The organism is Marinomonas sp. SBI8L, assembly GCF_001624705.1.
In the GTDB taxonomy this organism is placed as follows: domain Bacteria; phylum Pseudomonadota; class Gammaproteobacteria; order Pseudomonadales; family Marinomonadaceae; genus Marinomonas.
Genome location: NZ_JSEO01000010.1, coordinates 23,679 through 36,061, shown reverse-complemented (window position 1 = coordinate 36,061; position 12,383 = coordinate 23,679). Strand labels below are relative to the sequence as shown.

Annotated in this window: 11 protein-coding genes; 3 read left to right on the top strand and 8 right to left on the bottom strand. The window is 39.8% G+C overall.

Annotated elements, in window-relative coordinates:
* The 3 genes from OA91_RS15320 to OA91_RS15310 are packed head-to-tail and all read right to left on the bottom strand — an operon-like array spanning position 1 to position 2,941.
* The gene (locus tag OA91_RS15320) at positions 1 to 1,479 is read right to left on the bottom strand and encodes an aldehyde dehydrogenase (RefSeq protein ID WP_063339540.1); all 1,479 of its coding nucleotides are present in this window, start codon (positions 1,477 to 1,479) and stop codon (positions 1 to 3) included.
* A complete protein-coding gene (locus tag OA91_RS15315; protein WP_063339541.1) occupies positions 1,479 to 2,324 on the bottom strand; it encodes an alpha/beta fold hydrolase in 846 nt (281 codons plus the stop codon). The genes OA91_RS15320 and OA91_RS15315 overlap by 1 nt, the downstream gene beginning before the upstream one ends.
* Positions 2,325 to 2,338: 14 nt before the next feature.
* On the bottom strand, positions 2,339 to 2,941 hold the full coding sequence (locus tag OA91_RS15310; protein ID WP_063339542.1) for an amino acid synthesis family protein: 603 nt from the start codon (positions 2,939 to 2,941) through the stop codon (positions 2,339 to 2,341).
* Between the two features lie 183 nt (positions 2,942 to 3,124).
* Here OA91_RS15310 and OA91_RS15305 point away from each other — a divergent pair, with 183 nt between their 5' ends.
* Complete coding sequence (locus OA91_RS15305) at positions 3,125 to 3,958, top strand: helix-turn-helix domain-containing protein (RefSeq protein WP_063339543.1); 834 nt, start codon at positions 3,125 to 3,127, stop codon at positions 3,956 to 3,958.
* Positions 3,959 to 4,044: 86 nt separating this feature from the next.
* Here OA91_RS15305 and OA91_RS15300 read toward each other — a convergent pair whose 3' ends face one another.
* Entirely contained in the window at positions 4,045 to 5,124 is a 1,080-nt protein-coding gene (locus OA91_RS15300; protein WP_063339544.1) for an MBL fold metallo-hydrolase, read from the bottom strand.
* A 144-nt stretch (positions 5,125 to 5,268) separates the two neighbouring features.
* Between OA91_RS15300 and OA91_RS15295 the strand changes: the two genes are divergently transcribed.
* Positions 5,269 to 5,883 carry a TetR/AcrR family transcriptional regulator gene (locus OA91_RS15295; protein WP_063339545.1) on the top strand — a complete coding sequence of 205 codons (615 nt, stop codon included), beginning with the start codon at positions 5,269 to 5,271 and terminating at the stop codon, positions 5,881 to 5,883.
* A gap of 11 nt (positions 5,884 to 5,894) precedes the next feature.
* Here the strand turns inward: OA91_RS15295 and OA91_RS15290 are convergent, their stop codons facing one another.
* The gene (locus tag OA91_RS15290; RefSeq protein WP_063339546.1) at positions 5,895 to 6,977 is read right to left on the bottom strand and encodes a DUF6765 family protein; all 1,083 of its coding nucleotides are present in this window, start codon (positions 6,975 to 6,977) and stop codon (positions 5,895 to 5,897) included.
* 70 nt (positions 6,978 to 7,047) lie between these two features.
* Positions 7,048 to 8,463, bottom strand: a complete 1,416-nt coding sequence (locus OA91_RS15285) for a hypothetical protein (RefSeq protein WP_063339547.1) — start codon at positions 8,461 to 8,463, stop codon at positions 7,048 to 7,050.
* Positions 8,464 to 8,670: 207 nt separating this feature from the next.
* On the opposite strand from OA91_RS15285, the gene OA91_RS15280 reads away from it, so the two are divergent.
* A complete protein-coding gene (locus OA91_RS15280; RefSeq protein ID WP_063339548.1) occupies positions 8,671 to 9,513 on the top strand; it encodes a hypothetical protein in 843 nt (280 codons plus the stop codon).
* A gap of 22 nt (positions 9,514 to 9,535) precedes the next feature.
* Here the strand turns inward: OA91_RS15280 and fos are convergent, their stop codons facing one another.
* Both fos and OA91_RS15270 read right to left on the bottom strand, forming a co-directional pair.
* Complete coding sequence (gene fos, locus OA91_RS15275) at positions 9,536 to 9,934, bottom strand: fosfomycin resistance glutathione transferase (protein WP_063339549.1); 399 nt, start codon at positions 9,932 to 9,934, stop codon at positions 9,536 to 9,538.
* A gap of 145 nt (positions 9,935 to 10,079) precedes the next feature.
* Complete coding sequence (locus tag OA91_RS15270) at positions 10,080 to 12,122, bottom strand: methyl-accepting chemotaxis protein (protein WP_063339550.1); 2,043 nt, start codon at positions 12,120 to 12,122, stop codon at positions 10,080 to 10,082.
* Positions 12,123 to 12,383 lie beyond the last annotated feature (261 nt).

The window sequence follows — 12,383 nt, the reverse complement described above, 5'->3', positions numbered from 1 at the left end:
CTAGCGCATTACAAATGGGTCTGACATTGGGTCACTGGATAGATTAATCCAAACGGTTTTACGCTCTGTATAAGCCAACACAGAATCAATACCACTTTCTCGACCATAACCACTGTGCTTGTACCCGCCGATAGAAGCCATTGCAGAGACAACACGATAAGTATTTACCCAAATAATACCTGAATGCACATCTCTAGCAACACGGTGAGCTCTGGCAATATCTCGGGTCCAAACACCCGCTGCCAAGCCATAATTAGAATCATTAGCCATAGCCAAAGCCTCTTCTTCCGTATCAAAGGGAATCACGGCTGCAACAGGGCCAAAGACTTCTTCTTGCATCAAGTAGTCGCTGTTGGAAGCACACTCAAAAATAGTTGGTTGGTAATACCATCCTTTATCTAGATCAGCACGCTTACCACCAAGGCGTAATTTTGCACCTTGCTTTTTAGCTTGCTCGACAAAAGACTCAACTACTGAAAGTTGCTGCGCTGTTGCCATTGGCCCCATTTCACTTTCATCTAAAGCAGGATCACCAATCTTAATTTTGTTTGCCTTTTCAACTAGCGCATCTAAGAACTTACTGTAAACACTACGTTGCACTAGTAAGCGAGAGCCAGCGACGCAACTCTGACCGGATGCAGCAAAAATACCCGCCACAATGCCATTTAAAGCACTGTCTAAATCAGCATCTTCAAAAACAATCTGAGGAGATTTACCACCTAACTCTAAAGACAACTTAGCGAAGTTCTCTGCAGAACTTCTAATCACATGTTTCGCTGTTGCGGCACCACCCGTGAAAGCGACTTTACGCACCAAAGGATGGCTAGTTAACGCCGCCCCTGTACTTGGACCAAAGCCAGTAACAACACTGACAACACCTTTAGGAATGCCCGCTAACTCAACTAGTTTGACTAATTCAATCAAGGTCGCAGAGGCATGTTCAGATGGTTTGAGTACTATGGTATTACCAGCGGCCAATGCAGGAGCAAGCTTAATCGCAGTCAAATACAATGGACTGTTCCAAGGAATAATCGCTGCCACAACACCTAAAGGCTCACGAATGGTATAAGCCATCATGTCGGTTTTATCTAAAGGTAAAGTCTCTCCTTCAACCTTGTCAGCTAACCCTGCGGTGTAATAGAAAAACTCAGGTAAATAATTCACTTGAGCGCGTGTCTCTCGAATCAACTTACCATTATCACGACTTTCTAATTGCGCTAAGGTTTCTATATTTAGAGCAATAAGATCACCTAGTTTTCGTAGCAACTTGCCGCGTCCAGTAGCGCTAATACTGCGCCACTGCGAACTTTTAAAGACCTGATCTGCAGCCTCAACAGCGCGGTTTACATCGCTTTCATCGGCATCTGGAAATTGTGACCATGGGCTAGCAGTTGCTGGATCTAAACTCTCAAACACCTTCCCTGAATTTGCACTCGTCCATTCACCCGCTATGCTCATATTAAATTCTTGCAACGACATTATATGAACTCCTCTGTATTTGGTTGGGCTAAGTAGACAAAGTCAAAAAACTTCATCAGTTTTTCATTGACTAGCTTAGGCGATTCCATTGGCATCATATGCCTTTGATCAGCTAACACAACAATTTGAGCATGCTCGATCAAATTACCCATATCATGTGCCATTTGTGGTGTCGAACCAGGATCTAGCTCTCCAGTCATCACCAAGGTTGGTACTTTAATATTGCTAATTTGATCAGCTAAGTAATTGTCTTCACTTGCAAATAATCGATAAGTCGTGAGGTAACCTAAATGATCATTATTCAAAACCGTGTTTCGCACTTCATTAATTTGAGCAGAACTAGAAGCCGCATATTCTTCACTGAACCAGCGCTTAATAGCCGCATCAACATTGGCTGATGGACCTTTAATTGCTACTTCTTTGGTGCGTGCTTGAATCCCTGTTCTTTGTTCTTCGGTACGGTTAAAAACACTATTAAGAATGACTAAACTTTCTAAATATTGAGGGAAATGTAAGGCAAACGCCCTTGCAACTAGCCCTCCCATAGAAAACCCCACAATGGAGGTTCTCTCTATATTAAGTTGATCCAGTAGCTCCTTTAACTGTAAGGCATAATCTTTTAGACAGGCGGTATCCGACGGTTGTTTACTTTGACCATGCCCTAGCATGTCATAACAAATCACCTGGTAATTGGCGGACAAAGTAACACTTTGTCCACCCCACATATCTTGATTAAGCCCTACGCCATGAATCAGAACGATATTTTCACCACTGCCCTCTAGGCTATAAGCCGTTCCTTGAGGAGATATTAGGTGAGTTTTCTCAACTCTGTTTTCGTCAGTCATACTAACGACTCCATTTACTTAGATTGATTCTGCGCTTCTTCTGCGGCTAAATCCTGAATATCTTGATAACGGTTACCAATTCTTGGATGTACACGGCCACCGTCAGATGCACCTAGACATACAACTATTTCATCTGCTGCAGGGGCATCTTCGATAGACATCTCTAAAGTAATATAGTGAGATCTGAAACCTTCATCATCTTTATGCATCATAGGGATTTGAATAGAAGTACCAGCACCACCACGTTTGTTAGTAAAACCAAGATAGCTTTTAGCATTTACGGCATTACGGTAATGATTACCAAATCTTAGGGTGTGAACTACCGCAGATGCGTGTTCAATTTCACCATCTACACCGACAACTGCCGCCTTACCATAAGCTTCAATGTTAGCTGCACCACCCATGTACTTAGACACATAATCAACAATTAATGCTCCTAAATCAGAGCAGTTTGCTTTTACTTCTGGAGTTAGGTCTTCAACAAAACCACGACCATGCCAAGGGTTTTTGATGATGGCAGCAACACCAACCATGGTGACAGGCTTATCTGCTGCTTTCCCGCCTTCGATGCGTGTTTCTTCAATTGTGGTCACGATTTTACGAATTTCAAAGCTCATCTCTGTTCCTTTTTATCATTATCAAATTGATCAAAGTAATTTTTTGAAGCCATCCTAGTGTTGGAGTTTATTCAAAATATCACCTTGATATATTATGGTATACCATAATATAGTACACAAAAATAATGATTGTAAAGAGTCAATACTGGATTGTTTATTTCGCAGAAAAGGCAATAGAAGAAAATGAAGTCAGAATTAGCTTTAACAAATACCCAGACACAACACATTGTTATCCTGCTGCAACCTAGGTTCATCATGAAGGAATTACTTGAGGCAATAGAATGGTTTAAGTGTGCTAATGAGGTTGTTAATCACACCTTATTTGAATGGCATCTCTGTTCGGAAGAAGGTTCTGTATTATTAGCTGACAATGGCATGGTATTAAGCGCGCTGCGCCACCCCAACAATATTGCAAAATCAGAAAGCGTGCTTGTTTTTAGTGGTTCTTTATCCGATCAATCTACTCAAATTCTTAATCGACAGTGGTTAGGTGAACAAGTATTAAAACGGACAAAAATTTATCAATTCCAGACTACTTCAAATGATTCAGCAGATGAGTTTAAACATGATCACCTTGCCGAACTCATGGCAGAAATCGTCATGCCTTTACTCAACGTAAATCAAAATAAAGCACTTCTTGCCAATCTTAAACAATCAAACGGCTTATCATTAAGAGTGACGGACAGCAGAGTTCATAAGGCCTTAAGCTTGATGAGAGATAACATTGAAATACCCTTGGATAGCAAGACAATTGCAAATCAATCCTTCCTCTCATTAAGGCAACTTGAAAGGCTATTTAAGCAATACTTTGATGAAAGTCCGAATCGACACTACACCAAATTAAGATTAAAAAAAGCCAAACATTTGTTATTGAGAACAAATCTAAAGGTGGGTGATGTTTCTCAAGCCTGTGGCTTTTCAACGGTTCCATATTTTTGTAAGGCTTACCGTGACTGTTTTGGGCTAACCCCTTTACAAAGTAAGGAGCAACTACAAAAGAGTATTCAGGCTTTCTAAATTTAATATGGGTAGACGTGCCAAATTTATATAAAAAAGAGCCGTCATGAATGGCCCTTTTTACGTTATTACATTTTTAGTTTTAGTTAAAATTGCCCTGCTACCTTCAGCTTTTCTTCAACAACCAAGGACTGCCACCAAGCTTGGGTCGGTTGAGGGTCTTTAATCATGACAGCCTCTCCAAAAATAGGCGTAATCAGCTTCACCTTATTTTCTTGTGCAAGGTTCAAAATACTCTCTAATGGTTCGTACCAATCATGTAATGACAAATCAAAAGTACCATTGTGTACTGGCATCATAGCTTTAGCATTCAGATCAAGGTGAGCTTGCATACTCTCACTTGGATGCATATGTATGTCTTTCCAGAGTTTATTATAAGCACCTGTTTCTACCATGCTTAAATCGAAAGGACCTAAACGTTCACCAATTTCTTTGAAACCAGAGAAATAACCAGTATCACCCGTATAGAAAACATTGGCCTGCTCGCCTTTAATGGCCCAACCAGCCCAAAGGGTTTTATCTCTATCAAACAATCCACGGCCAGAAAAGTGCTGCGCCGGTGTTGCGGTTAAGGTTAGTGAACCAATTTTAATATCTTGCCACCAATCTAGTTCGGTAATTTGTTTAGGGTCTATTCCCCACTTCACAAGGGTTTTGCCTACTTTCAGAGGGGTAACAAACTGATCAACCTTGTCTGCGAGGGTTAAAATCGCGGCCTTATCAAGGTGGTCATAATGATCATGGCTTAGAATAACGGCTGAGATCTGTGGTAATTCTTCCATGCTGATAGGTGGTTGATGGAAACGTTTTGGCCCAACAAAACTAAATGGCGATGCTCTTTCACTAAAAACAGGATCTGCCAAAACATAACTGCCATCTATTTTCATCAGTAAAGTGGAATGCCCTAATCGATAAATCACGGCTTCATTTGTTTGATCAAGTTCTGCTTTATTAATCATCTTTAAAGGCACTGGCATAGTAGGTTCTGGAGCATCTCGTTTAGCGGTTAAGTACGCCATTGAGATACCAACAATATCGCCTAAGCCAGATTCATATTGAATCTCTGAATTCACAAACTTACCTTCAACCTGAGTTGATGCAACTGAATGAGCCGGCATAAAAAACACTCCTAATAAACCAAAGATAGAACCGAGTTTTAATTTCATAATCTCTTACCAAGTAAACTATACTGAGCAGTGTAATTACGCTTATATCAAAAGTAAACCATCAAGTGTAAAATGCATTTAATTTGAATATTTAATGCATATTCTCCAATCTATCTTGCAACCTAATTAAGTCAGTAGGATGAAATGACAGACACTAAACTCACTCGATCTCAAATTAAGCATCAAGCTATTTTAGATGCCGCCAAAAGCGCTTTCCAAGAATTTGGTGTTCAAGCCACCAGCATGGATAAGCTCGCTGAATTAGCACAAGTCTCAAAACGTACTATTTATAATCACTTTGAAAGTAAAGAAGTGCTGGTTATGCAATTAGTGGCAGACTTATGGAATAAAGCCCTAGTTCAAAATAATATTGTCTTTAACAAAGACAGCTCAATTAAAGAACAGTTAACCCAGTTAATCACAACAGAAGTTGAGCTTATGGCAGATGCGGAATACATCGCATTATCTCGAGTGGCATTCGGGCACTTTTTTTATCACCCCGAAGATTTACAAAAGAAAGTGGCGGAATTTTCAGCGCAAGAAACCAGCTTGAAACGTTGGTTAAAAGTCGCGAAAGAGGAAGGTTATTTAACAGTAACAGACATTGATTTTGCCGTTACTCAACTTCATAACCTACTTAAGGGCAGCTGCTTCTGGCCACAAGTCATGGGGATGAAAGGCAGCCTAACTGAAGCTGAGCAAGCGCATATTGTTAACGAAACCGTCGCTATCTTCTTAAGTCGATATCATCAGGTTTAGCAGTAAGAGAGTTACCTTACCGCTAATCCATGCTGAGGCAGTAATTGTCTCAGCACGTACCATCTATGGTAAGACGCGGCTTGATAAAAGCGGTACAAGGGATACTTAATGGCTTCATGGGCACCTTGACACGCCTTAATAGCATCAAAATAACTATTCCAATCTCTGTATTCAGGTATCGTCTCTGGCGTATTGAAAAGCCCTGCCAGTGCCGCCTCTTGCCATGCTTTAATACGTTCCTGTTTTTCAGCTCTAACAGCAATAATACCTATAATCTTGTTTTCAATATCAGACCATTGACTAGTGGCGCCAGCATCAGAGTATTCAGGGTTTGATTCTGCTATTTGCCCAAACAAGGCATGCATCTTCTGGCAGTATTCAAGGAAAGTTTGCTTGTTGTCACGCCAGCCTGATTGTTTAGCTTCCTCCTCTTTGTAGGCTTCATAATCAAAGCGCCATTCAAGGTAAGGAGCATCAGGGTATGTGAGCACGGCGCCATGGCCTAAAGCCCCTGATAAGTCCTCAGCCACACTAGATTTGATATTACGAATGAGTTGATTACCGTATTTTGCAAAGAAGTTTTGCTGCTTTAACTGGGTAAATTTTTTAACCTCGTCACCACTATTACGAAAGCGAAAACTATGACTTTCTACCCTATTGCGCCTTGAGCTAACACCCGAAAAACCATAGTGAGAAAATGTGTCCGCATAAACATGCGCCATAATGCCAATTAAAGGTAAATAATAGTCTTTATCGGATTGGGGTAGATAATGATCCAGCATCTGCTTAGCTATCTCACTGTCTTTTTGGCAAATCAGCTTTTCGGTAAAACTTTCACCTTGATTACCCGGTAAAAAGTGAAAAGGCACCCAAACATCTCTTTGATCCTTAGTGTCTATATTGGCGATATCAGCCACATGATGAGCAGTTGCCTCTACACTCAGGCTTGAACCATCAGGGAACTCAATATCATGAGGGCAGGCATTATCGTCAACAAATTGTGCGGCAGTCGCCACTCTCTTAGCGACGTCTTGGTTTAAACCAGCACAGCGCGCCATGGCATAAGTTGCATAATAATGGAAATCAATTTGCATCAGTTACTTCCTTATACTGAGATTTATTGTATCTGCTAGTTCATCAAAAAAGCGCAATAGGAGCTTGCGATTAAAATTGAATAATTTTAGGTTTTACCCCTTGGTAATCAGGCATGACATCACCTAAATCAGCGCCTATATAGGTTGGATCTGCTGGAATCAGCTTATTGTTTTTAAATATGGCGGTAGAAACATGCCCAGGATAATTCAAGACAACTACCTGCTGGCTTAATAGATGCTTAGCAAGCCAAGCAAATAAAATGGATCTGTCCTCACAGTCAGATGCTTTATAGTGCAAGGATTCTTCCACTAATAAATAGTTTTCAGCACCAAATTGTTGTTGATCAATCGCATAAGGGAAAGCTTGATGAATAAGGTGTAACAACTGGGTTAGTTGAGTATCTTCACTACCTTCTAAAAAGATTCCCATTTGTTCAGAAAGCCCTTGTGATGCAACGTCACCTACAGGCGCTTCAAAATAATAACGTAAATCTATTTGAGGATAGGTTTTAAAGTACTTCACTCTTTCTAGATCATAAGGTAAAGCCAATTTTAGCGCCTTACCGTCAAGTGTTGTTTCTAACTCTCTGAAATGAATATCTTTCCCAGTTTTCAACGTTTTATCAAAACGCATATCAAACGATTGGCTACCCTCGCTAAAATCACCATCATAGGTTCTCACCTCTTTTGTCGCATTACCGGCGATTTGATAGAAGGCTTCACCGTCTATTTTGTAACGAGAGACGCCGTAAAGTTTTTGTTCGGTAGGCACCATCAGAACTAAAGAATCAGTACCCAATGCGACCCTTGCACCATAACCTAAATTATTGAGAAGGAACCAACTTAACGCGATTTGTTGGTTATCATTACTCACTTGTTGCGACACATAAGACTCTACCAACAGCCAAAATGCCCAGTCCGATAAATCAAGATCTTCTTTATATTGATTCAGTTCTGCAATGACAGTGTCGTAATTAATCTTAGCACTCTGCTGCCAATAGTTTTTTAGCCCAGATTGAGTACGGCCTTCTAATTCAACCAATACTAACTTATCTAATGAAATGGCTTGGCCAAAAAAAGTAAATGCGATTTTATTATCTAAAGGTTTATCAGGAGTGTGACTATCTACAACAGGATCATCAACGACGGGCTCCTCTGGCACATCCACAGCAGGAGTATCATCAATTACCGGAGGAACATAAGTAATCACAGGCTCGGTTGGAGTAATAGAGCTATCTTCACTTACAGGTGCACTCGGAAGTTTAGGGGTTTTATCTCTCACTAAAACAGGCATGCTTTTGTAAGCTTGCCATTCTTTTTTAAGTTGCTTAATGAAGACTTTGTGCTCATTAGAATAAGTTTTGAACTCTTCTTGCTGCGATTTTACAAATGCTTCGTATTCCGACTGAAAGTCAGTTGCCAAAATTGCTGTTGGTGCGCCTAAACTAAGTGCGCATATAGTGAGAGTCCCAGCAAATTTATTCATAATTTATCCCTACTTAAACACAAACGATCTATGTATAGTTTATAACACCTTGCTACTTCCCTTTCATGTAAAAGTTTATATTCAGTTCTAGTAAGCAAGGCTAGATATAATTTATTTTACTAGTAAGTATAATTAAACTTTAATGAGTTAACAGTCACATCATTGAAAGGAAGCCAAGATGTTAATTAAATAATAAAAAGACACCTAATGAAAAAAGTCATCTTCGTCGTAACCCTCTCTCTAAGTACTGCAATTTACGCAGACACAATGCGTAATCATTGGGTTGTCAAAACCTATAAAGAAAATGAATATGCCCATCAGTTATTACAACTTGCATTGGATAGCACTATTGAGAGCCATGGTACTTACCAATTAACTGCGAATAACACTCGATTAAGCTTCAATCGATCCAGTTACATGTTAGAACAAGGCCACGACTTTCAAATAGCGTATTTTGGTGCAAGCCAAGGCGTTAATAAGAATTTAATTCCGATTAAAGTCCCGCTTTACCAAGGCTTGTTGGGATATCGACTGCTCGTCGCAAATCATAAGAATGCGAAAAAACTATCAAAGGTCAAAAGTATTGAAGAGCTACGAACATTTAAAGCTGGCTTTAATAGCCAGTGGTCAGACTTCCCAATTTTTGCGACCAACAAACTTAAGGTCGAGACCGCTACAAACATTTTAAACCTGTATAGCATGTTAAATTACGAGCGCTTTGATTATTTTCCAAGGAGTCTTCGTGAAGTTGACCAAGAATTAACTCGCTTCAAGACCCATTCAAACACCTTAGAAGTAGTAGATAATGTCGCTCTTTTCTACCCTCACCCTGTTTACTATCATGTCAGCCCTCAGTTTGAGTCACTCGCTAAGCGCATCGAAGCTGGATTAGAAAACATTTTACTTAGTGGTCAGTTCAGGGCTCTTTTTAATAAATACCACAATAAATATATCCAAAAATACGCGCCCGTTAAACGCAATGTTATTTACTTAAAACGTTACCAAAATAATGATTTACCCGATGTAAGCTGGTGGTTCAAACCCAACTAGATACTAATTAACTAAATAAAAGTTAAAGCCAAACAAGCCCTTTATATGGAGAGGTTTTAAGCTCTGCTAATCTTGTCTCTAGGCTTCCTAGATGGAGCTCTAATTTATGCTCATCAGGATCTAAAAAGTAAAAAGATTCCCCTTCACTGGTATTTTCTTGCCATTGGTGCACACCATTAGTCTTCAGCTTTATTACCAAGTTATGGTAATCACTTTCTTTAAGACTAAAAGCAAAGTGAGTGTAGTCGTTTAGCCTCTCTGGTTGCCCTAGGTTCAAACATAACCAAAGCCCAGGTATTGAAAGATAGGCTCCCTTATCCCACTTAACATGACCTTTAAAACCCAAGACCTCTTGATAAAAAGCTAATGATTTATCAAGCTCAGACACAGTAAGGGTTATATGATTTAATCCTGTCAGCATACTTGTTCACCACGAAATGTTCGACTTCTCACCTTATATCAAAAAAGAGGCGAAAAAAATCCCCATCAATGACGGGGATTTAATGAATAAAGCTTGAGCTTCTTAATGCTCTTAGTTAGCTATCGTAAAAGTGGCCTACTCACTCTTATTCAGTAATTTTAAACACACTGATGTTATTAAGTAGTGTCATGGATAAATCTTTAACATTTTTACCCTGATCAGATGAAAACTCTGAATGATTAAAGGTATCACTGGATGTCTGTGTTAACGATCTTGCGCTATCACTGATTTTTTGTGCCGCTAGCCTTTGCTCTTCAGTAGCACTCGACACCTGCGTCATGCTCTTTTCAACCGCCACAATAGACTCTCTAATCTGAGTTAATAAGATGCCAGCCTTAGTGGCTTTATCAACACTTAACTCAACCTGCTTAGCACCACTTTCCATGCCTTCAACGGCTGATTGGCTATTAGCTTGCAGTTTCTCTACAACATCCCGAATTTTCTGCGTAGAGTCCTGCGTTTTCTGAGCTAAGTTTCGCACTTCATCTGCCACAACAGCAAAACCACGGCCTTGTTCACCAGCACGGGCGGCCTCTATTGCTGCATTCAAAGCCAATAAATTAGTTTGCTCAGCAATCGCATTAATCACATCGACAACTTCGCCAATGCTGTTACTACTTTCCTCCACATCCTTAATTCGGTTGGAAGCCGCACTGAACGACTGTGACAAGGTCGCTACAGTTTCTTCCACTTCATTTACAGCATCATTACCTGAGATACTAATTTCGCTAGCAGCAGAGGTTTCATCGGAGACAGCACGTGTACTATTTGCTACCTCTTCAATCGATACCACAACTTGATCGATCGCAGTGGCTACATGGGTACTTTCTTCCTCACTCTTTTTCGCATGGTGTTGCAGTTCATGGCTAACATTATCAATCGACTCGGCTGAATCAACGAGATTCTTACTAGAGTCAGATACCTGCCTTATTACATTCACTAAACCATCTCGCATAGCCGCAATGTCACGCTTCAATAAATGCATTTCATTTTTAGTTTTAGTATCTTTTTTAAACTTAAATTGATAAGTAAGATTACCCTCACCCAAGAGTTTTAACCCATGCGTGATCTCGGTTAACGGCAATAATGAGCGTCTAATCAGTTGCCAGAGCACTAACATTAAAAAGATAGCGCCAGCGGCACACATTAATTCAATTTTTAGAATTTGCGCATCAATCTCGGCTTGGTATTCATCTTCATACGTTTTTAGCAAAGCGACCCAGTTCCAACCCGCTACCGCATGATATAAGACCTTAGATTCTCGAGCGACGGCATCAATCCCCTTAGTGGGCACAGAGTAATTAAACGTCCCTTCGTTACCGATAAAAGCTTGCTTAAAGGTATCCACAAAATCAGGCTGAATGTCATACACATTACCTCCTGTAAGGGTTCTGTGTATCACCATATCACCTTCATTTTTACCCGCTGCCATCACATAAACATAACCCGATTTACCAAAGGTCAGTTGTTTTACGTACTCTGAAAGGCTTGTCATTATGTTTTGCAAATTAGTGCTAGTTTCGATCACAGCAACTACTGCACCATCGACAACAATGGGTTTAAAGTTCTGATAGAGATTAAAACCTGCGACTTGGTTTTGCCCTTGATAGCCTATGTTTGAAATAAGGTCACTAAAGGCTGGATGCTCTGAATCGATTACATGCTCTAGAATTGGCTCACCTTTTTCATTAAGCATACTAGAAGCGATTGGCGTAAATTTGTTGCTTTGCTTTACATATAAGCTAATAAAATGATCAGACTTTTGAGTAAAGCCAGCTAGCTGTGAACTATCTTGATTAACGAGTGTATCTCCTAACCAAACTTCAGGCACTGAACGCCCATTTGTCATTAAAAATGACTGATCATCTACCCTTAGCGCCTTGAACTCTGCATAAGACATACGAGACATGAGTTGATTATTTGACACCATGGCTTCAAATCTTGCTTCAAGGTTTTGGGACACCAATTCAACCTGCTTATTTTGATTTTCACTGGCGACACTATTTACCTCTGCAGTAAAAAACCGAGAAATAAAATAGATTAGCAATGTCATGAAAAACACAACAGCAACTAATGTACCTGCACTGAGTTGTTGAGGAAGGGGTTGTCTACGAATAAAGCCAAGCATATCTTTCTCCTATAACTTCCATGGATGCAATGACTTAACCTAAATTAAAGCCATTCATGCTTATAAAAATCCTGCTTATTAAAAACGTCACACAAACAACATAGTGCAAGTATGCGTATTAATATATGTCAAGAATTTGAATTTTCTTGATAGTGAGAATTTAGGAGAAATATATGACGTATTGATTAATATCGAGTATTAAAGTGAACTTGCTTTGAAATGATTTTAACTATCAGATTTTATTCATGTTATTCAATACAA